This is a genomic window from Lignipirellula cremea (genome assembly GCF_056501455.1).
Window position 1 is genome coordinate 3,818,294 of sequence record NZ_CM151415.1, and the last position, 22,648, is coordinate 3,840,941.

Sequence of the window (22,648 nt, forward strand, 5' to 3'; positions counted from 1 at the left end):
GTCAAGCCGAGTTTCGCACCGACTAGACGTCGAGCGCAGTTCGCGGTTCGCGATCGGCACGATGGTTCACGACGCGGCCGACGTGATCTCACCAAGCGGTTCTAGATTCGGCGAACGGCATGGTCTGGGTGGCCCGGATTGCTTGCTATCCCTGAAAGGTTTTAGCTCAGCGAGTGCTTCGTCTCGACGGGCGTCTGCCTCGCGGATCGCCAGGTCGAAGGCGCTCTGCGCGGCGAACGCATCTGCGTTGGCGAACTTCGACAGGTAGTCAGGGACGAAACGCCCGTCGCGAACTGCGCCTCCGAAATCGACGTTCCCGCGAAACGTGACGAGCGTTCGTCCCTTCTCGTCCCCACTGACGAAAAGTCCGGTGTTGGACTTCGGCGTCGTCACCCCGAAAAGGTGAACGAGAAACCGCTTGATCTCGTCGGGAGTCAGTTCCCGCCAGTCGCGTCGCTGTACGCTCAGCAGAAGCAGAAGCCTCGTCCGCTGGGCATCCGCCGCAATGTCCGCTGGCGAAGGCATGTCGGCGATCGACGCGTCGATTGCGCTCAACCGTTCGCTCAGAACAGTTAACTCTCTCTTGAATTCAATCTGCTTGGAGATCAGCAGCGAGGGATCTGCCCCTTCTGCAATTGCGTTGGCGAAGTTGTCGATTTTTCGCCTCATCGCCGAGAGACGATCGGCGACCTTTCTCCGCTCGGTTTGCAGTTCTTCACGACGTTCCGCTGGAGGCATTGCTTTCTCGACCGCTGCGTTGAACGCCGGCTCGTCGAGGAATTGCCCGTAGAGGAAGTCGAGCGTGGCTTGTTCGACGCGATCGGCTCGAACGCTTTTGATCGAGCATGACGTCGGAGTTCTGTGTCGATAGCAGACTCGCCCTCGATCCGTCTGAGCGGTCAGAGCTTTTCCGCAGTCCGAGCAACGGATGAATCCCGAAAGCGGGTACTTCGTGACATCCGAGCGATTGAACGTGCGGTTGTGCGCAAGTTGCTTCTTCGCTTGGGCGAGCAAGCGAGCCGTGACGATGTTCGGGATCGCTTCGACTTCGACGTCCTCGGCGAGACCGATGTCGGGGCTGCGGAACTTGGCGATGTAGGTTCCGGCGAGTTGCCCGTGAAGGACCCACTCGGAGATTCTCTTTCGGTCGCCCAGACCGAGCTCGGTGCAAAGTTCGGTAAGGCCCTCGCCGCCGACGTTTCGCCGGAGAGCTTCGGCGATAGCTCGTCCTTTGTCAGTGACGTACCAACTTCCATTCGCCTTGTCGTAGCCGCGACCGATCGGTCGTTTCGGCGACCACGGCTTGCCCTCTCTGGCTCGGGCAATGCGTCCACGGTTCGTCCGTTCGAGGATACTGAGGCGTTCGTGTTCGGCGACGCCTGCGCCGACGAAGTTCGTCAGCGTGCGCGACCGATCGCCGCTATCGAACATCCCTCGCGTATCGACGACCTGAACGCCGAACGCGCGTTTCAGCGTCTTCGCCGATTCGATGATGTCTCCGCCATCGCGTCCGAACCGCGTAGTGTCGTAGACGACCACGACCGAGAATTCGCCGTTCGCCGCGTCGCGCATCATCAGCTGGAATTCGTCGCGACCCTCGATCTTGCTGCCCGACTTGCATTCGTCGATGTACCAGCGATCGACGGTCCAGCCCCGCGACTTCGCGAACCGTTCGATGTCTTCGCGCTGGCGGGGAATCGACGTGTTATCCCGCTGACCTTCGCTAGACGTGCGGCAGTAGCCCGCGACGTGAATGCTCGTCAGCAGGCCCGTTTGAAGGGCGTTCTCTAGCGCCATAGTCCTGACCTCTCCTGACCGTCGATCGAAGCGAAAAACGGAGGGCGACGCGGCCTATCTCGGTCAGGAGAAAGAACGGCCTGCGGCTCGGGTAGCTACTCCCGATCCGTGTCGCCCTCCGAAAGAATGAGAACGCCCGCTGCGGACGCTCGCAAATCCCCGTACGGACGTTTTCGTCAGCGAAACGCTAAATCCCGCGTCTTGCGTCGTGCCGAATCCGAACGGCCCGATCGTCGTCGGGACCGCTCAGAACGCGGCAACGGCCATTTCTCGCGGTCAGAACGCCATCTCCGGCAGACTGAGCGTGGCGCCCGCGAGCGAGTTACGCAGCAGGCCCGCTCCGTCAGCGATCGAACAGGCTCCGATCTGGTCAGGCAGTACGGCGAGATGATCGGGAACGAGCGACGCGGCGACGACGGAGTAAGGCTTGTTTCCGAACGTTCCTTCCGTCGGCTCACCGTTCACGATGAGCCCGGTGGATACTTCGGTCATGCGATTCGCCCGAATCGCGTCGAGGACTCGCCGATCGACTCGTTCGACGCGAGCCGTCTCGATCCATGCTTCTGCCTTCAGCCGATTTCCATCGAAAATCGTCCCAAAAATCGTCCCGATCTTTTGGCGATTGAAGACTTGCGGATTGCCCGCGAAGCCGTCGCCGTAGAGATCGGGATGGTAGACCACGATCGGCTTCCCGTTCCAAAGTGGAACCGATCGCCGAAGAACGTCAGCAGGGTAATAGATCGGTCCCTGCGAACCGTTCGCGACCCCGGCCGTGATCATGATGACGGGGACCACAATATGCTCGCGTCCCTCAAGCTCGCGAAGCGATACCGACATCGATCGTCTCCTTATTTCCAGAAGTCGAACGACGGAAGCGGCAGGCCGCTAACCCTGCCGCTGTCCGTCGCCGACTCGGCAGCAGACTCCGCCGACGCGCGCACCCTCGCGTCATTGGCGACAGCCTGACTGCCGGAGCCGTCGCGTCGCTCAAAAGTCTCCGGAAGGAACAACGGAGTCTCCTGACGCGGCGCGACGTTGAATACGGTGAGCGTGACCATCATTCGTTCCTCCGGCGACTGCCGGCTATAGCAGGTTCTAAATCTTGAGGTTCACCACGTCGGCGATGAACTTCTCGTCGCCTCCGTCGTCCTCGAACTCCTCCTCGACCTCGAGTTCTTCCTCTGGCGTGACCTTTTCGAGCGCCTTCTGCGCCGCAGCGAGCTTGCGCCGTCGCTTCGTCACCTCGGCCTTCAGGGCCTTCAGTCCGTCGAGCGCGTCCTGGTCTTCGGCGCCGTAGCCCGCGTTCTGCTGCGCAATCGCCCACGCCAGAACTTGATCCTTCTTGTCGACGAACGCCTTCTCCGCTCGCCTGACGTACTCCTCGTGGTATCTCACGACGAGCTTCGCGCATGCGTACTCGTCGTCCGGGGGCTCAACCCACTTCCCGTGCATGGCGTGCTCGCGCAGCGCCCCATTGGAATAGAGGTGCCAATTCCCCAACTTGAGGCAGTCGGCTCCCTGTCGTTCGTGAAATTCCTTCGCCGATTCGACCATCGTTCCTTGCTCCCTTCAAAAGAGACTGCTTGCGACCTTCTTCTTGGTTGCGGTAAGTTCGACCACGCCGGCCAGAACGTTGGCGAGGTCGTCGTGCCCGCCAGTCGGATGATCGATCACGTCCCGTCCGCCGCTTCGCGTTCGGCGTTCAAGGCTCGCCAGTTGGTCGATCAGCTTTGGGTTGTCGAGGAGTTCCACTTCGCCCGAGCAAAGCACCGGAAGAATCTCCGCGTATAGCTGGGCCTTGGGCTTCTTGGCCTTCGCGAAACGGACGCTGAGTGACTGAAAGCCGCGAGCGACGAAGTCCGCCGCGTAGTTGTCACCAGTGACGCGGCTAACCCCGAAACCGTTGAGCACGCCCGACATGTCGCGCAAGACGCGATGCGGGTTGAACGGAGCCTTCCAAAATCGCAGAGCGTCGATAACGGTCGTCCGTCCCTCGCGATGGGCGATAGCGAGAGCCGCGTCGTCTGAGCGACCGCCGCTGAGGTCAGCGAAGGCGAAGTAGCGGAGCTTCGCGCTGGGCGAGAGTTCGGTTCTGCCTTTGACGACGAGTCCTTCGACTAGCTCTCGCGAGACGAACGCCCCGATGTCATCCCTGAATTCGCCGAGATACTCGGACTTCGCAGCTTGGAGATCCTCGGCGATCGCTTCGTCCACGACTGACTGCGGCAGCGTTGGATTCATCGTTCTCGACGGAGCGTTCCAGACGAGAGTTCGCCCGTCGTCGTTCCCGAAGTGCTTTCGATACTGCTCGAAACACCATCCGCGCCGAGCGTAGGGCGACGAGATGCAGACGAGCTTCCCGCCGACTGTCGCGAGACTGGGCTTGATCGCACGCACTAGCTCAGTGTCGCTGCGGATTTTGCTCTCGGCCTCGTAGCCAAAGAAACAAGCCTCATCCACGACAGCGGCGAGCAGCGTAAAACCGCGAACGGTTCGCCAGTCGCCCGCGAGAATCTCGATCCGCGTTCCGTTCGTTAGCTCGAAACCGGCTTGCGTCTCTGCCGCGACTTCCGCCGCAAGCATCGGCGTTTCAAAAATGGCTCGCAGGTAGTCGCGAACGATTCTGCCTTGATGCTTCGTCGGAGCGACGATTGCGACGACGCCGCGCTCGCCCTTCGCGAGCTTCGATTCGTGCCCGGCGAGAGCGGCTTCGTACGCGCCGATGATGGCCGAGATGCGAGACTTCCCGCTGCGGCGTCCGGTCAGGAACAGAGCCGTCTTAAAACCCTTGCTGGGCATTCGCGTCGGATCGCGTCCCGTGCAAGTCCGCACGATCTCCTGCCCACGCGAGACGACGTGCAGACCGTAAAGCGTCCGCAGAGCCGTTAGCCATGGGCGCCACGACGCGAGTTCGTCGCCGAGAAATGGGCGAAAGAGATGCTCGTCAGAAATGGCCGCGAGGATGTCCATCAGGCACGCTCCTCGACGTATGCCTTGAGCGAAGGCGTCCGTTTCGCCTTGCGGTCGAGGCCGATCGTCTTCGCGAGCCCCTGGAGCGAGTTCAGCGCCTGGACCCAGCGGGAGAGCAGTTCAGCGGAGCCCTTGGGATTCGTCGCGATCTCCGCTTCCCACGTTTGCAGAACTGCTTCGAGGAAGACGAAGCGTTCGACGAGCGAGCGTCGCGCGTGGGTGAGATTGTCGATGCCGCCAGCGTCGCTGACGATCGCGTCGAACGCTGCCTTCAGACGCTGGTAAACGTCAGTCCGCCGGTCGAGCGTCCGCAGGAATCCAGCTTCGTAGCGTTCGGGTAGCTGCGTTCGCTTTGCGGGTTTCTTGGGCATCGGACAGACGTCGCGAGGAAAGACCCTTTGGGTCACGTCTCGCGAAATCTCTCGTTAGCACGGTAAGGCGTCAAGATTCGTTTGGAATTGAATCTTCGCGTCAGCAGGCTCGCGAGTAGAGGGCTTGTTTGAAAGTCACGGTTGATCAGGAGTGATTCCGAACCACCAGTTGAATAGCATGATTATCGCGCTGATCGCAAAGAGTATTGCGATCATGATCGACCCGCCGACTATCGGCAGCGCATGACCGCAGTTCGGACACCACAACTGCCACGGCCAGAATCGCGTTCGGCAGCGTTTGCATTCGCTAATCATCCGCAACTCTCCCCTCTTTCTCAGCCGTAGTTTATCGCCTCCGTGTAAAGATCATCGAACTTCCGTTATCGGGCTCGTCGCTTCGCGGGCTTCGCAGCGTCAGCGAGAACGCTGTAGATCGTCGGACGCGAGAGCTTCACGACGCGAGAGATGGCGACGATCTTCTCGCCTGCTGCTTTCATCCTGACGATCGTTCGCTCTTGCTCGGGCGTCACTTTCTTCCTTACGCCCGGCAGCGATCCGCCCCAAGTCTTGCCCGCAGCGCGAGCCGCCGCTTGCCCAGCCGCGACACGCTCGCCGCGTAGCTCGGTCTCGAATTGGGCTGCGCTTGCGAGGACGTTTGCGAGCATACGACCCGCTGGCGTCGAAAGGTCGATACCGTCCTTCACGCTGACGAGCCCGATCTTCTGCTCTCGCAGGAAGTCGAACAATTTGGACAGTCCCGACACCGTTCGCCCGAGTCGATCGATGCGCCAGACGACCACGCGCGAGACTTCGCGACGATTCATCGCGGTCTCTAGCCTGCCCCACGCTGGGCGATCCATCGAAAGCCCGCTCGCTTTGTCCGTGTACCACTTCACGGGCTCGTCCTGCGACGCCTCCCAGCGTTTCAAGTCAGGCTCTTGGGATCGCGTCTTTTGCGACTTGGACGAGACGCGGACATAGATCGCGACGTGCTTGCTCTTGCTCACTTGGGCTCCCCGCTTGCTGATCGTTCCGAACCGAGACGATCGTAAGCGCCGCCGATCGGGACTGTAAAGCGTCGATTTTGCTTCACCCGTGACAACTATTACGCGACGCGGGTAACCGCGAATCCCGCGAGTCGATGGGGTTCGCAGGCTACGTTCGGGCGAATACCGAAACTTTACGATCGCAAGTCGCGGCTATCTGCGGGCGATCGATTCGCGCCAATAACGTGGTCCCATCGTCGCGAGCGGGCGACGAGCTTCGGCGAGCGTCGCCGAGGGTAGCGGTGCAGCGGATGCAGATGCGGGACAAGCGACACAGCCTCGGGTAGAAATACCGATCTGGGAAGCAATCCTCGCGCGGTTTTGGTTCGGGAGAAGCGGCGATGCCCAACGACGATGATCACTTTGGGGAATTCGACGACCCCCATTGGCGCTTGTTCTCAGAACTGTCGGATTACGAGTTCGATGATCGCACGGAGCACGACCGACTTTTCAATGACTCGTACCTCGTTTGCGACGATGCTGCGGAGAATGCGTTGCGGCACGCAATCGACAGTGCTTTTGTCGATAGCCTTCGCGGAACGATCTGCATTCGCACGGACGGACAAGGCCTCTATGAAGACGAATACCCGACGATCAAAGAACTCGCTGCTCGACTAGGCGAAATCTATCGAGAGGCTTGGTTTGCGAACACGATTCGCGGCGAGTCGGCGTTTGAGCCCGACGTTCTCGGCGCAGTCAACGCCGCTTTAGACGGCACTGACTTTGAGCAATTCTTCTACGACAACTGGAGGCCGAGCGAGGCAACGGAGGCGTTGTTCACAACAAAAAACGCCGTGTTGCCGAAGCACTCCCGCGCTCTTCAGATTCGCTTCGCCGACATCAATGACGAGTTGGTCGCGCATTTTCAGACGTACCCGGAAAGACTTCGCAAGATAAAGCCCCGCGAGTTTGAGCTCTTGATGGCAGCCGTTTTCAGGAACCACGGCTTCGACGTCACGTTAACCCCAGAATCAAAAGATGGGGGCTTCGATTTGATTCTCCTTAGGCACAACATCTGGGGGCCGTCGATGACGCTCGTGGAGTGCAAAAGGTACGCTGAGGATCGTCCCGTCGGTGCTGAAATCGTTCGCGGTCTTTACGGGGTAGTCGAGCAGCGACGCGCGACCAGTGGCCTGATCGTCGCGACATCTCGCTTCACGAAGGGAGCGATCGAGGAACGCGACAGATGTCGCTATCGCATCGAGTTAGCCGACTACGAACGCTTGAAGTCCTTCTTGGCGTCGTGGAAGAAAGGCTAGTTCGCGTCCGACGATCACGCTGCGTTCGGATCGTCGGACGTGAGTTCGACGACTTCGCCCGATCGCTTGATTAGCTGGTAGCGTCGGTTCCCGCGAGGACTGACGCTTTCGCCCGCTGGCGTTCGTAGTCGCTTCGTAATCGGCACCCACTCGTCCGACTCGGTGAGCGTTCCTCCCATCCGGTTGTACGGCTGAAGGAGGAGGATTGTGTACGCCTTTCCGTCGGCGTCCTTCCCTACGAACGAACCGATCTGCTTAATCATCTCGCCGCTCCCTCGGAACCCGGTGACGTCGCGAGCGTGCGACTTGCAACGCTCCACGAGCCATTCTCGGCGCGTCGCTGTCACGTTAGGTCAATCGCCGCGCGAAGCAGCCGACTTCCTCGACCCAAAGCTGAATGCGGATAGAATCTCCAAGTTCTCCCCGTCATTTTTTCTGAAGGCGAGCGTTGTGCTAAGAAAGATTCGCGACCTCGTCATCGATCCCAGTGGCGATCTCAGCACAGCCTTGCGGATGTTGAAAGTCTTCACCGCGAGAGCGGGTAGCCGACCGCTCAACGCATGGGTGACGCACGAATTGAATCGATATCCTCCCGATGTCGAGTTGCCCTTCTATCGGCTTTTTCAGCTGTCACTGAAGGGAAACTTCATCGCCTTCACCGGACAACCGCTCCATAACCAGCCCATCCCGCTGGTGCTGATTCCAGAGAACCTCCGAGACTTCTATTCCATCTATCCGTGCCGAGAGAGCGTCGCGACTATTCAGTCCGTCGACACGAGCAAGGGCAGCGTCGATATTCCCTTCAATGACTTGGTGCCGCTAATCGGCTCGCACTCGCTTCAGGGCCTCAACTGCATGACGGCGAAGGGCACGTTCGGAACCCGATGCTACGTCGAAGTCCTTAATCTCGTCAGGAATCGGGTACTCGACCTCGTGCTCGCGCTGGAAGACGAGTACGGGGATCGCGAAGCGGAGGAGTTGGCTGATCGCGTCGACTCGGCTCGCGTAACGTCCATCTTCGTTCATATTCAGGGAAACAATTACGGCGCGATCCAAGCAGGAACGGACGGCAGTACGCAGACGCTGGCGCATCTTGACTCGGAAGTCGAGCGAACAGTCCAGACTCTCAAGGATATGGTGTCGGCGTCGGACTTGGGTGAACTCGACCGTGAGGAACTAGCCCACGCCCTCGACCGGATTCGCGCACTCGATCGGAAGCGTGCGGAGCCTGGGGCGACGGAGCGGATTCACGAGAAAATTGACTTCGTCCGAGAAATGATTCTTACGAGTGACGCTCTCGCGCCTAACAGTCCGTTGATTTCCCTGTTCGCGAGAGCCTGAGCGTTCAAAAGGTCGCTGAGCGTCGAGGCATCAGGAGCGGGAGCCGGACGGCGACCGAGATGCTTAAGATCGCTCGATGCGATCCGACGGCGAAATCAGCGAAGCTGGAGAGCCCAAACGCGGCGGAAAGCGCTGCTCCCAGTTCTCCGAACTGTTTCGGCTTACCGGCGCCGAGGAGTTGGCGCAGGATCCGTCCCAAGTTGTAAGCGACGGCGGCGACGAGGTAGCGCTTGCGGATCTTGGCCAGCCCGCGAAGCCAGGTTCTCCTGCCGCCGCCCGTTTCGAGCACGTGCGCGAACGTCCGCTCGACCTTCTCGCTTCGTAGACGCTGCAGCCTGCGACCGCGACGTCCGCGCGCGTTCCGGCGATTGCGACGATAGGCCGCCTGACGACTCGGCGGCTTGCGTTTTCGCTTCCGAGACTTCGCTCGCTTCGGCTGCGGAATATACGTCCGCACGTGCGTCTCGTGCTGCAGCCGGTCGAGCGACTCTTCGCTGTGATAGCCCTTGTCCGCCGCGACCTCTTCCACGTCGCAGCCCGTGCCCGCCTCGCGCAGGTTCGTTCGCGCGGCGTTCACGGTATCTTCGATCGTCCGGCAGTCGCCGGCGGTCCCTTCGTAGACTTCCGCCGCGACGATCACGTCCGTCTCCAGATCGACGGCGTGTTCGACCTTGTACTTGAGATGCGTGCGACCGTCCTTCATCTTCCCGATCCGAGCGTCGGGATCGTGCGGATTGACCCACTCGTCGTTGGAGACCTTCTTGTCCTTCCGCTTCCTGTCGAAGCGGCGCAGCTCCTCGTCGTCCGGGTCGCTTACGCCCGTTTCGGCTTCGTAGAGCTTGCGAACGTACTCCTGCCAGTCGTCGCCGTTCTCCCGGCGGACGATCGACTTCATCGAAGCGTTCGCTTCGAGATCGCTGGCGTCGACGCCGAGCGTTTTGCCCTTGAGCAGACCCTTCTCGTGGCAGAGGCCGAGAACCAGGTCGAACGCGAGCTGATGGATCTCCAGCGGCAGCCGGTTTCGCGTCAGCGTGAGCGTCGAATGGTCCGGCGTCTCCTCGCCGGGACCGAAGCCCAGGAAACGGGCCAGCGAGCGACTGTCGTCGCAGCGCCAGGCGATGCCGCGCTGGCTGTCGATCCCCTCGAAGTAACCGATGAACAGCATCCGGAAGTAGACGCCCGGCGCCAGGCTCTTTCGCCCCGTCGTTTCGTAGTACGGAGCGGCCGCCTCTTCGAGCCGTCCGTCGAATTCGATCTCGGCCAGCAGCCCGTTCAGACGGTCGTAGAAGACGTTTCGCGGACCGCTCCCCAGCTTGTCCGTCGGAACCCAGAACGTCCCCTGCGTCTCCCGCTTCCGCTTGCCCAAGCCCATCGCGATTCCTCCCCCGCGTCGAGATCACGCGAGGATAGCGCAGGCAGGGCGAAAATCAACGGGCTGCTAGCTCGCTGTACCACATGCGCGCAGCCGACGCTTTTTCGCATGGCGCAAGCGAAGCCGAACGGTTCCGGTTCCGCGTTTTACGGCGGGTCTGGGTACGTTCCGTTGGGTTTCAGCTTCGATGTTTTTGAGTCAGTCTGGCCTGAGTCGGCTGCCCTTCATTCCTCCGTTCCGGATCGAATTCGAGCGAACTACGTAGAAGCGGTGTCGGTCAAGGGGCGGGCACCAAACTTGTTCGCGACTGCGATAGGTCGCTGCCTGGAATCGGTTTGCAAGCAGCAAGGGACATGGACCGGGAACCTTTCGAGGAGCTTGGAAGATCTGAAGTCGCAAGGCGTGCTTCCGCAGAACTTGGCAGGTATGACGGACGTTCTGCGGCAACTACGAAACGCCGGTGCCCATGATGACGACGATGCGCCGATTCGTCCCGAGTACGTCGAGGTAATCGATGAGTTCTTTCGAGCCGTCGTCGAATACGTCTACGTGGCGCCGCATAAGGTCGCCGAGTTCACGGCGCGACTTGCTGCGGCCAAGAAGGCTACCGGCGAAACGGCTGATCCGGCGAGCCCGTAATCCTGCGTCGAACGAACGGAACGTAGCGCCGATTCTGAGCCCGCTGCCGCTCGCGTAGAGGCGATGCCGAACCGCTCCTGAATCCTGAGCGGTTTCGCGTCGGCGTCTGCTCTGCGACCGTCTGTCGCTAGGCCAGTTGCGAATACGCTTCCTCAAGTATCTGTCGCAGCACCTTCCGGTGCTCTTGGATCGACGCGGCGTCGAGCTTGGCCGTGTAGCGTCCGTATCGCTGGTCGTAGTCGAAAAGACCCGGCGCCGCGGCTTCCAGTCCGCCGTTTAGCTCGTCAGTCTGCGGCAGCCAGACTTCGAGGCGAAGCGCCGACTTTTGAGGTTTGAAAGTCGCGAAGTTGCGAGCCCGGCCCTCTAGTTTGAAGCCGATGTAGTGCTTGTTGTAGCTATGCTCGGCGTGAGGGGCGAACTCCTTAACGATACCGACGACGGTATCGACCAGCTTTACCGTCGCCGGCGTGCCCCGCGACTCCCAATAGGCACGATCGACGGGCTCGACTTCCTCTGTATCGTCGTCGAGGCCGAGCCGCACCGTGTCGAGAACGCGCGTGAACTGAAGCCCGATGCCCTCGGGCGTCTCGATAGCCGTCACCTTCACGGCCATCAACGGGATGAAGCCGTTGAATAGGCTGATCACGTTGAGGAAGCGAGAGGTGATGTCTTCGGCGATGATGACGGCGGTGTGGTCGTACTGCGGGTAGCGTCGCCGCTCGATGTCCCAGTATTCGAGCGTTCGGATGATGTGCGTCTCGTCTGTCGCTCCGAGCTGAATCTCGACTTCGTAGCGACTCGGGCCGTCGGCGTCTTGGAGAAGCAGGTCGAGCCGTCCCGCGCCGCGATGAATACGCTCGCGATCCTTCACGACGAGGTCGCCGAGGCCAAGGATCGTCGGATCGTTGCAGATCGCGTCATGGAGCCACTTCTCGTCGAGGCGAGGGTCGAGACGCATACTTACGGGCTGAAGGCGAACGTGCTTCATCGACGAGGACAACCTAAAGAGGCAACGCGAGTCCGACCGCAAGCAGCCACTTTAGCTACGCGATTGCCACGAGCGGACACGATCAGAGAAAAGCAGCGAAAGCGCTCGCCCCGCCACCGACCGAACAGGCGTCTCGGGCAACGTAGGTTCAGCGAACGCGACGGCGACGTTCGCGGACAGACAAGAGAGGGCGGGCCACGTGAGCAAGCTCACGAAAAGCAGGTAGCCGAGAGAGCAGATTCAACGAAACGACGTACTACGCTCGCGCTTCGTCGCGCGACCCACTGTCAACGCCTGAGACCCCGCGTTTATCGAGCCCGGTGGCGTTCGCTCGCCTACTCGACGTCTGAAAAATGCGCGCAGTTGAAATCGGGCCGTTTCAGCCAGCCGCGAATCGTCGAATCGCGGCGCACGCCGAGTGCCTGCGCGATCTTGCGCGGCCCTACGCCGATGCTCGCAAGTCGCATAGCGATCGGCGCGTAATACTCGCGGAAGGCAATCGTGTGTCCTGCTGACTGATCCTTCGCGAGCTTTAGGCGTTTCTTCTCCTCGGCGAAGTCCCACGATGGTGCCGCGTCCGGTTCGTCGATCGTCGCCGCGATGACGCCATCGAGTAGCTCGGCGAACATCTTGAACTCGGCGATCGTCGGGGTTCCGACAAGTTCCGCGTTGCTACGGTCGCCGTCGTCGGATGCTCCGTAGTAAGCCTCGCCTCGGATGAACCGTGACCGATTGGGTGCGACGAGCCATGCGCCCTTCTTCTTCGCGAACTGGACGGCTTTCTCGAATCTGCTCCATCCGTGCTCCCGACGTCCTGATCGACTCCACTGCGGCTCGTCATGGATGCTGGCGTGACCGACGAACTCGAAAGCGCCGACAATCGGAAGCCGTTGCAGGAGTAGCGCGACTCTCAGTTGCCGAACTTGGTCCAGCAGATTCCTCCTTTGACGTTCCGTCGAAACGCGGTTCCACAGCACGACTGGATGTGGGCCGTGCTCGGCGACGAGGTCGCTCAGCTTTCGGATGACATCGCTTGCGAAGCCCGGCGTCCAACGCTGGGCGCAGTATCGGCGTCCGCTCGTAGATTCGACGAACGCCTCGTCGGGATGTCTCGGCGCCTGCGAACGCAGCGGTGTGGAGTTGCTCGTGCTCAACGCGCGAGCGTGGGCGAGCCTTCGTTCCCGGACCCTTCGGTTTCGATTCATTTCGCGCCGCCTCCTGTCGCGGCTGTTCCTGCAAAAGAGACGAGGGGCAGACGGGGCAGGATCACCCGCTTTTCCGGTCGCGACTCCGTAGCCCCTCGTCGTTCGCTTGGCAGCGGCTGTTTGCCGTTGCCCCCTCCTTATTCTTCGTTTCAGCGATCGGGTTTCGGCTGCAACCGCTCGCTTGGCGGCGCCTGCTTGTCGCGGTCGCTTGTCGCCTCGGTCGATAGAAGCACCTAGCGGCCCTTCGCCCCGACGTCGCCATCTGTCGTTCGTTCTGCCGCGTGCCGATGCCCGACTTCGCGTTCCTGTCGGTCTACGAAAAAAGCCCAACGGCGACCGCCGCTGAGCTTTGCGTTCCTTCGCCTACGCCGCGTCGAGGTAGACTTGGCAGACGAACGGGAGCGTTCTAAGACCTTTCTGGGATTGCTTGCCAATTCGGGCGGGCGCAGCCCGCAAGAGCATCGACAGTTCGTTCGCCACGGCTTTCGATCTGGTCGAACGTTCCGGCTGCCGCTGCTCTTGTCGACTTCGTCGACCCGGATTGGCAAGCAATCCGGGCCACCCGGGAGACGTATGCGCAGGCCGCGAACAGCGCTCCGTGACGTTCTACGCGAACTCGCAGGCGTCAAAACTGCGGCTCTTTCGCCCACAACAGGCGGATGCCGTTGAGGATGACGAGGACGGTGCTTCCTTCGTGACCGAGCACGCCGAGCCAGAGGGGGAGATCGAAGAACGACGCCAGGATCAACGTGGCGATCATCCCGAACGCGAAGATCAGGTTCTGCCGTACGCGGCGGCGAGCCAGCCTGCTGATCCAGACCGCGAAGGGGAGGGCACGCAGATCGTCCCGCATCAGCGCGACATCCGCGACCTCCAAAGCGACGTCGACGCCGCCCGAGCCCATGGCGATCCCGACGTGAGCCGCCGCCAGCGCCGGGGCGTCGTTCACGCCGTCGCCGGTCATCGCCGTCCGCTCGACGGTACCGCTCAGGCGCTTGATCTCGCGGACCTTCTGATCGGGCATCAGGCCAGCGAGCGTTTCGTCCGCGCCTACCTGCTTCGCGACCTCGTCCGCGACAAGCTGATTGTCTCCCGTCAGGATCGTGACGCGCGAGATGCCGAGACGCTTCAGCGACGCGATAGCCGATGCGGCCTCGGGACGGATCCGGTCGGCGACGCCGATGGCGCCGCCCCCCTGATCGGTGCGCACGATCAACGCCGTCTTGCCTGCCCGGCGGAGCGCGGCCGCCGCATCGCGCGTCGCCTGCGGCACGGTCAGGTCGTGCGTCTCGAACAGATCCTCCCGCCCCACGCCGATCCAGAGCCCGTCGACCCGGGCATGGACGCCTCTTCCCGTGTGACTGTGAAACTCCTGCAAAGGCGAGTTCGAGAGCGTCACGCCGCGGCGCGTCGCTTCGTCGACCACGGCGCCGGCGAGCGGGTGTTCGCTCGACCGCTCGACGGTCGCCGCCCACCGGAGCAGATCGTTCGCGTCGACGCCCTCGTCCGGGATCAGATCGGTGACGCCTGGCTTTCCGACGGTGATCGTGCCCGTCTTGTCGAGCGCCATGATCGTCGCGTCGCCCAAGTCTTCCAGCGCGGCGCCTCCTTTGAAGAGCACTCCCCCGCGTGCCGCGCGTGCGATCGCCGAGAGTACCACGGCGGGCGAACTGATCACGACTGCACAGGGCGACGCGGCGACCAGCAGCGTCATCGCATGATAGAAGGCGTCGTACCAGTCCTCCGTATGGACGAGTCTCGCCCCGACGAAGACGGCTGCCGAAGCGGCCAGAACTCCGATCACGTAAGGCTGTTGCCAAGACTCGACGAAGCGCTGCGTCGGGGTCTTCTGCGACTGGGCCTCCTCCACCAATCGCACGATTCGCGAGATGGCCGAGTCGGCGGCGACCCGGGAGACCTCCGCGATTACGGCGCCGCTGCCGTTGATGGTGCCGGCGTAGATCTCCGAACCGACGGGCTTAGGCACAGGGACGCTTTCGCCCGTCAGCGTCGATTCGTCCGCCCAGGTCTCGCCTTCGCGGACGACGGCGTCGGCGGGAAAGCGTTCGCCCGGACGAATCCGCAGCCGATCGCCGATCTTCAGCGACTCGACCGCGACGCGGCGTTCGCCCTCGGCGTCGAGGATCGTCGCCTCCAAGGGGCGCAGTCGCATCAGCGCGCGGATGGAGTTCGTCGTCCGCCCCATCGCGAAGGATTCGAGCGCCCCGCTGAGCGAAAACAGGAAGAGCAGGACCGTCCCTTCGCCCCAGTCGCCGATCGAGGCCGCTCCCACCGCCGCGATGATCATCAGCAGATCGACGTTCAGCTTCCCCCGGAACAGCGAGGCGAGGGCCGTCTGCAACGGGAACGCGCCCCCCGCGACGTAAGCCGCGACGAAGCAGCCGATCGACCACGCTTCGGCGCCGGCGAACTCCAGATACGAGAGGCCGAGACCCGCGATCCCGAACGCCGCACAGGCGCCGACCGCCGCGGCCTCCCACGTGGAGAGCGATTCGACGACCGGAGGCGCCGCGGTTGACGATGCTCTCACGGCGATATCGCTCGGAAGGAGATGCGGGATGCGAAAAAACGAGAATGGCTCCGTGCCCGCCTCAGTAGGTCTAAACCTCCCCCATCGCCGCTTCGATCGCGTTCAGCGTGAACGCGACGTCGTCCTCCGACAACGCGTCGGTGACGAACAGGGCTTCGTACTGGCTGCACGGCAGGTAGACGCCGCGGTTCATCATGGCCCAGAAGAACCTTGCGTAGGCGGCCGTGTCGAGGGTCGCGGCGACGTCCCAGTCGGTGACCTTCGCATCGGTGCCGAAGAAAAGCGTCATCATCGAGCCCATCCGCGCGACCGAGTGAGGCAGCCCGCGGTCTGTCGCCGCGCGATCGAGGGCCTCGGCGATCCGGGCGGAGTTCGCTTCCAGTCGCTCGTAGGGCGGATCCTTCTTCAGAGCGGTCAGCGTCGCGCGACCGGCGGCGACGGCGACCGGGTTCCCGCTCAGGGTGCCTGCCTGGAACACCTTCCCCGCGGGCAGCACGCGCTGCATGATCTCGCGGCGGCCGCCGTAAGCCGCCAGCGGGAATCCGCCGCCGACGATCTTACCCAGCGTGGTCAGGTCGGGCGTGATGCCGGACCGCTCCTGCACGCCGCCGTACGCGACGCGGAAGCCGGTCATCACCTCGTCGAACAGCAGGACGGTACCCTCGCGCTCCGTCAGTTCGCGAAGGCCTTCGAGAAATCCGGGCTCGGGCAGGACGCAGCCCATGTTGCCGACGACCGGCTCCAGGATCACGCAGGCGATCTGGCCGGGAAACGCCTCGAACGCCTGCTTCACGTGATCGAGATCGTTGTAGCGGACCACGATCGTGTCCCGCGAAGCGCCGGCGGTCACCCCTGGGGAGTTCGGCGCCCCCAGCGTCGCGGCCGCGCTGCCCGCGGCGACCAGCAGGCTATCGGCGTGACCGTGATAGTTGCCGGCGAACTTGACGATCTTGTCCCTCCCCGTGAAGCCCCGGGCGAGGCGGATCGCGCTCATCGTCGCTTCCGTGCCGGAGTTCACCAGGCGAACCATCTCGATCGACGGCACGGCGTCGATGATCAGTTCCGCCAGCAGGTTCTCCCCCTCGGTCGGAGCGCCGTACGATGTTCCCCGGCGGACCGCTTCGATCGCCGCCTGTTCCACCGCGGGAAAACGATGGCCCAGGATCATGGGTCCCCACGAACCGATGAAATCGACGTAGCGGTTGCCGTCGACGTCGAACAGGTAAGGGCCGTCGGCGTGGGCGATGACGATCGGCTCGCCGCCGACGCCGCCGAAGGCTCGCGCGGGACTGTTCACCCCGCCCGGCATCAGCTCCTGGGCCCGATGAAAGATCTGGCTGCTGCGGCTGCGGTTTACGGCGGCGGAGGACATAGGTACGTCTCTTTCGACGTCGAAATCGGGCTTCGGCGTCGGCGGCTATGGCGATTCGACCTTGGGAAGGTCGAGGAGATTTAAGTAAGCTAGCGATTGTATCGCGATTCCCGGCCGCCGATATTCCGGGGCGAGTCCTTCGCGGCGCCCACCTTCGCCGCTTGTCTTCGCGCGGCCTCTCGCGAACGATGCGGCGACCGCGACCTTTCCACTTCTGCTGACGAGAGTTCCGTGAACGCTTCCTTCCGTTCCCTGCGGCGAGCGTTCGCCGCGGGCGCTCTCGCGACGCTGGCGATCTCCGCTGGCGGTTGCTTCACGGTCGAGGAAGTCGCCGAGAAACCGCAGTCGGGCGAAGGCGCGACCGGCGAGCCGGCGCTCGACATCGCGATGGGCGACGAAGCAGGACCGCTGGACCTGAACGTCGACGCCACGCTGGGCGAAGTCTCGGCTGCCGACGTCGCGAGCAGCTTCGCAAGGAACGACGAAGTCCCCGGCGTTCCCGCGGAACGTTCGCCGAACCAGATCCCGGCGGCGCCGTCATTTCCGCCGGAGCCTGTCGCTTCGTCCCCGATCGAGCCGAAGTCGTCGCCTGCCGAGCCGGAAGCGTTCGAGCCGAGTCCATCCGCGTTCTCGCCGAGCGGCAACGACTTCTCGGCCACGCCTGCGCCCGCCGGCGACCTCTCGGCGCCTGCATTCGAGGGGGCAGAGGGTCCGACCGCTCCTGCGCTCGGGCAAGCCTTCACGCCGCCGGAGAACGCCGGAGAGTTTCAGCCGCCGTCGACTGACGCCGCCGGTCTGAACCCGCTCGCTGACCCGGCCGCTGGGGCCGCCGTCGAGCCGATGAACGATCCGGAGACGGCGTTGGCCGAGAGCGCTCCGCCGCCGCTCGAGTTTTCGCCCTCGCTTTCGCCGGGCGTCGCGGGAGGCGGACCTCAACCCTCGTTCGATTCGGCGCCGTCGGGAGAGCCCGCCCCGTTCTCGGAAGCTGCGCCAGAGATCGCGGCGACTGAATCGCCCGGCCCGGTCGGCGAAGAAATCGTCGGGGCCGAGATCGTCGGAGCGCCCGATCTCGCTGTCCAGCCGCCTGCGCCGCTCGCGAACGCGGATTTCGCTCCGTCCGTCGGCGAACTGACGCCGCCCGAATTCTCGCCCGGGCCGGAGAGCCTCGGCGAAGCGCCTACGCTGCGCGACGCGATCGGAGCGGTCCCGGTCGAAGAGGAAACTTCGCCCGAAGGGACTGATCTCGCCGAAGCGATGCAGCCCGCGGGATCGCCGTTCGCGGAGGAGGACTTCGCGCCTCGCTTCGGACCGGGACGCCACCTGGCCGGCGCCCCGTCTGCCGTCGGCGCTCCGGAGACGATCGCGACGCCGGGAGCCGCGCTGTTCTCCGGCGAAGAGGAGGAACCGCTCTCCGACGTGCTGGCGCAGGAGTCTTCGAGCCCCCGGCCCGACGCGCTCGCGATGCAGATCGTCGACCCCGCGGCGCCTCCCCCCGCGTCGCTTCGTCCGACGGCAGGTCCGAATGCGAACCTTCCCGCGTTCGATCCGACCATCGGCGAACGGCTGAGCCCGCCTGCCGTCGGGGGCGTCGACGACTACACGCCCACGCCCCCGGGCGAAGAGGATCCAGCGACCGGTCCGGGAGCTGCCGCGAGTCCTGCTCCGGAGACGATTTCTCCCGCGCCTCGCGATCTGCCCATGCCAGGCCCCGCTCGCGACGATGCGGAAAATGAGGCGGTTCCCGCGCCGCCCGCGGGAACGCCGTCGGGCGTACGCGACTCGCAGCCGAAGAACGCTTCGACGACAGCGGAGATCGCCGAAGCCTCCCGCGACTGGACCGACGCCAGCGGCTCGCACACGCTGAAGGCGGCGATCCTGGAATACGATCAGGGCGAGGTCCGGCTCGAAACGCCGAAGGGCGAGCGCTACGTCGTCACGCTCTCGGCGCTCTCGCGTTACGACCAGGGGTACGTGAAGGGTCTCGCCGAGGGAACGCTCGGCAAGCCGCCCGTCGAGCGCACCTGGACCGATAAGAGCGAAGAGTTCACGCTCGTCGGCGAATTCGTCGAAGACGCCGGCGACGCCGTTCGCATCGCTCGCGGCGAAGGCAAGACGTTCCGCATCGCGAAGGACGAACTCGCCGACTACGATCGCGGCTACGTCGACGGACTGAACGACGCGAAGCAGCAGTGAGCGTCGCGGCATCCGTCTGAGCGGAGCCTCTTGTAGGGCAGGCGCCCCGCCTGCCACGAACCGGGTAAACGCTGCAGATGGCAGGCGGGGCGCCTGCCCTACGGGAGTCCACTCAGAGAAGCGGTCTGGCTACTTCAGCCAGTGCGAGAACGCGGTCCAGAGACCGGTGATCAGCATCCCGGCGAACGAGAGCCAGAGGAGCGCATCCCAGGCCCGGCTCCTGGGGCGGATCCGCTCGTCGGTCTTGCGATAGCGGAAGTAGACCGCCGCGCCGGCCAGCATCGGCAGCATCAGTCCCTGCACGACGCCGGAGAGCAGCACCAGCGCTCGCGGCTCGGGCAGGAACAGGTAGATCGTCAGACAGAGCAGCGGAAAGAGCCCACTGAACAGTCGGATGAAGTACGTCCGCGTACGGTGCGTGTCGGGCACGAACGACATCACCCGCAGCGCGTCGGAAAAGACCCGCGCGTGGCTGGCATTCGCGACGAAGAAGGTCGAGTAGAGCACGGCGAACGCGCCGAACAGAAACACGCCCTGCGTCAGCTCGCCGAAGACGGGCCGGTACATGGCCGAGAGCTGCCGGATCAGTTCCGATCCCTTCGGATCCAGGCCGAGCGGAAACAGGATCGCGGCGCCCAGCAGGTAGAACGCGATCGTCGCGAAGGTGTAGACGACCGCGGAGCCCCAGGCGTCGAACTGCATCACGCGGATCCAGCCGCGGGCGCGCTCCGCCCACTCGGGCTTGTCGCTGCGAGGACCGGCGAAGCGCCCGTAACCCTTCTCCAGGCACCAGTAGGGATAGGTGACCAGCTCCGACGCGCCGACGCCGATGATGCCGAACGTCGCGAGCGCGGTGAACACCGGGTTCACGCCGGGCGAGCCGGCCGGCAACTGAAACGACAGACCCGCGACGATATCGCTCCAGGAGACGCTCCACGTCGGGTGGAACTGTAACAGGATCACGTTCACCAGCGTCATGAACGTGAAGCCGGCCACCAGCAGCGTCGAAAAGTGCTGGATCAGGGCGTAGCGACCGATCACCAGCAGGATCATGGTGACGACCGTCGTGAGCGCGGCCCAGATCCGGTCGTCGCGATTCACCATGCGACTCTTCACGTCGTCAGGCAGCGTGTCGATCTCGAAGTACGACTCCGCCAGGCCGTCGAAACCTTGCTCGGCGGCCATCCCTTCGAGCCGCGCGATCGCCGGCAGCGCATCGGCCCCGCTCGCGTCCCGCGACATCAGCGCGGACGCCTCCGAGAGTTCCAGCAGATACGCCGCGAGCGCATCGGTTTGCGAGCCGATCCGCTCCCCCAGCACGCGCGTCGTTTCGAGCCGCAGCGTCTCCGACGCTTCGCGCACGTAGACGTACTGGGCGGCGTTCTCTGCGTCGTGCTTTTCGTAGAAGGCGAGCGCAGAGCTCGCGGCGGCGGCCCGGGTCGCTTCCGCTTCGACGAGCTTCTGCAGCAGTTCGCTGCGCTCGGGCGAGTCGGCGTCCGATTTCTTCAGGCGCTGCCGCGCGATCTTGAGTTCGGTCTCGCGGAAGGCGAGTTCGTTCAGCACGCGACCGGTCTCGGTCAGCGGCACGCTGATCGCCAGCGACTGACCGACCGAGCCGACGATGCCGCCGAGCTGCGCGATGCTGGCCACGAACATCGCGAGCCAGTACCAGACGAGCCAGTTGCCCCGGCGGGGGATCGAGGGGCCGGGGACCTCGGCCATCGCCTCCATCGTCGTCTTGCCGGACGAGATGGAGTAACGCCCCAGTTCGACCTGCGCGAAGACCTTGATCACGCAGCCCAGCACGATCAGCCAGAGCAGCGTGAAGCCGGCCTGCGCTCCCGTCGACGTCGTCGCGATCAGCTCGCCCGATCCGACGATCGAGCCCGCGACGATCATGCCCGGCCCCATCCGGGCGGCGATGCCGAGCCAGCTTCGCGGCGGCTGTTCGACCATCGAAACGGTCGATCCGGCTCGCTCGTCAGAAGGAGCGCTCGTCGACGAGTCTTGCGGCTCGAGCGAGCCGTCGTCGGAACTCATCGACATGGAAAGGCCTTTCGCGGGAGAACGAAAGGCATACCTTAATCGGGAGCCGGCAACGAGAAAAGAATGCCGACCGTTCGGTATCGACTAGCGGAGGAGAACCCGCCGTCTTTGGCCTACCGCCGCGGCGCGGACTTGGCGCGGGCTTCTTCCTGGAACGGGCTCGTGCGCCCGCTGGGGGGCGGAGTCGGCACCGAATCCTGGTAGTACTCGTACGGCTGGCCCTGCGGCGAGCCTTCGTAGATCACTTCGCCGGACTGTGCCATGCTGCCGTCGTAAATCACTTCTCCGCTGACGCCCCCCTGCGCGGGGTGGAAGGCGGAACCGACACGTCCGTTGTACATGTCCGCCCGCTGCCACTTCCCGCCGTAAGCGGAGTAGGCGTCGTCGTAGGGGGAACAGCACATCGCGCAGCCGCTTGCGGCGGCGCCGGCGACGACGAGGAACGCTAACGCGAAGCAGCGCTTCATGGCGGCTCTTCCCTTCCCTGGGCAGCGCCCGAACCTGTGGATCTTCGGCTTCATGCCGACGCGCCTGCCCGTTCGGAAAACGGCGTGGACGCGGAAATGCTCTTTTCGTTATCGCCGCCCCCCGCCGGGAACTTCAGCCGAATCGCCCCGCCGTGCGAGACTTTGCCGGTCGCGCGGTCTTTGCGGCTCGTCCGCGCAGCGTCTCGTCGGCGGAAGCGAGCGTCTACCGCCGGTCGGTCGTGCGATGAACCTGCAGCGGCAGGGGCGTTCGTTCTTCGCGGCGAAATGCGGCGAGATCTTCTCGCGCGGGACCGACGCCGAGGGCGACGCGACCCGTCCAGTCGAGCCGCAGCGTCATCGGATCGGGCATCGCTTCGTCGGCGAGCGATCCGGGCGTCGGGACGATTGCCCTGAGCGTCCGGGTCTCGTTCCAGACGAGTCCCTCGAACGATCCGATCCACGCGACGGAGAGCCGGCGACCGGGGCTGTCGAGATCGCCGATCAGCGCCTGCCAGCGCCGACCCGGCTCGAACCGGTAGAGATAATCCCGTAGCGACCAGAGCCGCTCGGCGGGGTCGAGCGCCTCGATATCGACCGACTGGAACCAGCTCAGAATCTGTGCGGCGCCGGGATCGCGAGCGGAACCGTTCTCGTCTCGCAGAAGCAGGAAGCTCCAGACGTCGCTCGCCGACCAGCGCCAGTCCCACGCCACATCGCCGCGCTCGGGCGCCGGAAACTGAAACAGATGATCGTCTAGCCGCGGCCCGTGCTGGGGCAGCCGTGCGGCGAACCAGTCGGCGTCGCCGCTCGTCGGACGTGCGGCATTCGCGGCGGGCTTCTGCGACGAAGTCGTCCGCCGACGCGGAGCGCTCCGTGCAGGACGTTCTTCATCGACGCCTGGAAACGGCAGCGTGAAGCACGATACGGAATCGTCGAGTGTAGCGGCGTCGCTCATCGGTCTCGTCTGCGACGATGCTGGCGGCAGACCCGTTGGAACAGCGGAACGTTCAGGCAGTCAGGATCATCGGCGG

The 22,648-nt window shown here is 63.8% G+C and carries 20 protein-coding genes; 4 read left to right on the plus strand and 16 right to left on the minus strand.

Annotation, left to right across the window (positions count from 1 at the left end; translation table 11 throughout):
- Window positions 1–66: 66 nt before the first annotated feature.
- From SH602x_RS15110 to SH602x_RS15140, 7 genes are all read right to left on the minus strand, one after another.
- Window positions 67–1,797: a recombinase family protein gene (locus tag SH602x_RS15110; protein WP_479473095.1), complete on the minus strand. Its 1,731-nt coding sequence runs from the start codon at window positions 1,795–1,797 to the stop codon at window positions 67–69.
- Between the two features lie 276 nt (window positions 1,798–2,073).
- Window positions 2,074–2,634: a hypothetical protein gene (locus SH602x_RS15115; RefSeq protein ID WP_479473096.1), complete on the minus strand. Its 561-nt coding sequence runs from the start codon at window positions 2,632–2,634 to the stop codon at window positions 2,074–2,076.
- 11 nt (window positions 2,635–2,645) lie between these two features.
- Window positions 2,646–2,858, minus strand: coding sequence for a hypothetical protein (locus tag SH602x_RS15120; RefSeq protein WP_479473097.1), 213 nt, complete (start codon window positions 2,856–2,858; stop codon window positions 2,646–2,648).
- Between the two features lie 34 nt (window positions 2,859–2,892).
- Window positions 2,893–3,351: a hypothetical protein gene (locus SH602x_RS15125; RefSeq protein ID WP_479473098.1), complete on the minus strand. Its 459-nt coding sequence runs from the start codon at window positions 3,349–3,351 to the stop codon at window positions 2,893–2,895.
- A 15-nt stretch (window positions 3,352–3,366) separates the two neighbouring features.
- A complete protein-coding gene (locus SH602x_RS15130; RefSeq protein ID WP_479473099.1) occupies window positions 3,367–4,767 on the minus strand; it encodes a hypothetical protein in 1,401 nt (466 codons plus the stop codon).
- Window positions 4,767–5,138, minus strand: coding sequence for a hypothetical protein (locus SH602x_RS15135; protein WP_479473100.1), 372 nt, complete (start codon window positions 5,136–5,138; stop codon window positions 4,767–4,769). The genes SH602x_RS15130 and SH602x_RS15135 overlap by 1 nt, the downstream gene beginning before the upstream one ends.
- Window positions 5,139–5,518: 380 nt before the next feature.
- Window positions 5,519–6,145 (minus strand): recombinase family protein, encoded by a 627-nt coding sequence (locus tag SH602x_RS15140; protein WP_479473101.1) that lies wholly within the window; start codon window positions 6,143–6,145, stop codon window positions 5,519–5,521.
- A 380-nt stretch (window positions 6,146–6,525) separates the two neighbouring features.
- Between SH602x_RS15140 and SH602x_RS15145 the strand changes: the two genes are divergently transcribed.
- The gene (locus tag SH602x_RS15145) at window positions 6,526–7,443 is read left to right on the plus strand and encodes a restriction endonuclease (protein ID WP_479473102.1); all 918 of its coding nucleotides are present in this window, start codon (window positions 6,526–6,528) and stop codon (window positions 7,441–7,443) included.
- Window positions 7,444–7,457: 14 nt separating this feature from the next.
- On the opposite strand, the gene SH602x_RS15150 is transcribed toward SH602x_RS15145, so the two are convergent.
- A complete protein-coding gene (locus SH602x_RS15150) occupies window positions 7,458–7,706 on the minus strand; it encodes a hypothetical protein (protein ID WP_479473103.1) in 249 nt (82 codons plus the stop codon).
- A 43-nt stretch (window positions 7,707–7,749) separates the two neighbouring features.
- On the opposite strand from SH602x_RS15150, the gene SH602x_RS15155 reads away from it, so the two are divergent.
- Entirely contained in the window at window positions 7,750–8,784 is a 1,035-nt protein-coding gene (locus SH602x_RS15155) for an AbiTii domain-containing protein (RefSeq protein ID WP_479473104.1), read from the plus strand.
- A 4-nt stretch (window positions 8,785–8,788) separates the two neighbouring features.
- On the opposite strand, the gene SH602x_RS15160 is transcribed toward SH602x_RS15155, so the two are convergent.
- Complete coding sequence (locus tag SH602x_RS15160; RefSeq protein ID WP_479472661.1) at window positions 8,789–10,156, minus strand: transposase; 1,368 nt, start codon at window positions 10,154–10,156, stop codon at window positions 8,789–8,791.
- A gap of 108 nt (window positions 10,157–10,264) precedes the next feature.
- Here SH602x_RS15160 and SH602x_RS15165 point away from each other — a divergent pair, with 108 nt between their 5' ends.
- The gene (locus SH602x_RS15165) at window positions 10,265–10,795 is read left to right on the plus strand and encodes a DUF4145 domain-containing protein (protein ID WP_479473105.1); all 531 of its coding nucleotides are present in this window, start codon (window positions 10,265–10,267) and stop codon (window positions 10,793–10,795) included.
- A gap of 127 nt (window positions 10,796–10,922) precedes the next feature.
- Here the strand turns inward: SH602x_RS15165 and SH602x_RS15170 are convergent, their stop codons facing one another.
- The 4 genes from SH602x_RS15170 to hemL form a co-directional block, all read right to left on the minus strand.
- Window positions 10,923–11,783, minus strand: coding sequence for a hypothetical protein (locus SH602x_RS15170; RefSeq protein ID WP_479473106.1), 861 nt, complete (start codon window positions 11,781–11,783; stop codon window positions 10,923–10,925).
- 335 nt (window positions 11,784–12,118) lie between these two features.
- A complete protein-coding gene (locus SH602x_RS15175) occupies window positions 12,119–12,937 on the minus strand; it encodes a hypothetical protein (RefSeq protein ID WP_479473107.1) in 819 nt (272 codons plus the stop codon).
- A gap of 676 nt (window positions 12,938–13,613) precedes the next feature.
- On the minus strand, window positions 13,614–15,539 hold the full coding sequence (locus tag SH602x_RS15180; protein WP_479473108.1) for a heavy metal translocating P-type ATPase: 1,926 nt from the start codon (window positions 15,537–15,539) through the stop codon (window positions 13,614–13,616).
- Between the two features lie 70 nt (window positions 15,540–15,609).
- Window positions 15,610–16,911: a glutamate-1-semialdehyde 2,1-aminomutase gene (gene hemL / locus SH602x_RS15185; protein WP_479473109.1), complete on the minus strand. Its 1,302-nt coding sequence runs from the start codon at window positions 16,909–16,911 to the stop codon at window positions 15,610–15,612.
- Window positions 16,912–17,142: 231 nt separating this feature from the next.
- Here hemL and SH602x_RS15190 point away from each other — a divergent pair, with 231 nt between their 5' ends.
- Window positions 17,143–19,104, plus strand: coding sequence for an SHD1 domain-containing protein (locus SH602x_RS15190; RefSeq protein ID WP_479473110.1), 1,962 nt, complete (start codon window positions 17,143–17,145; stop codon window positions 19,102–19,104).
- Window positions 19,105–19,233: 129 nt separating this feature from the next.
- Here the strand turns inward: SH602x_RS15190 and SH602x_RS15195 are convergent, their stop codons facing one another.
- From SH602x_RS15195 to SH602x_RS15205, 3 genes are all read right to left on the minus strand, one after another.
- Window positions 19,234–21,150 (minus strand): Nramp family divalent metal transporter, encoded by a 1,917-nt coding sequence (locus SH602x_RS15195; RefSeq protein WP_479473111.1) that lies wholly within the window; start codon window positions 21,148–21,150, stop codon window positions 19,234–19,236.
- Window positions 21,151–21,263: 113 nt separating this feature from the next.
- Window positions 21,264–21,617 (minus strand): hypothetical protein, encoded by a 354-nt coding sequence (locus SH602x_RS15200; RefSeq protein WP_479473112.1) that lies wholly within the window; start codon window positions 21,615–21,617, stop codon window positions 21,264–21,266.
- Between the two features lie 223 nt (window positions 21,618–21,840).
- The gene (locus SH602x_RS15205; RefSeq protein WP_479473113.1) at window positions 21,841–22,572 is read right to left on the minus strand and encodes a hypothetical protein; all 732 of its coding nucleotides are present in this window, start codon (window positions 22,570–22,572) and stop codon (window positions 21,841–21,843) included.
- Window positions 22,573–22,648: the final 76 nt, after the last annotated feature.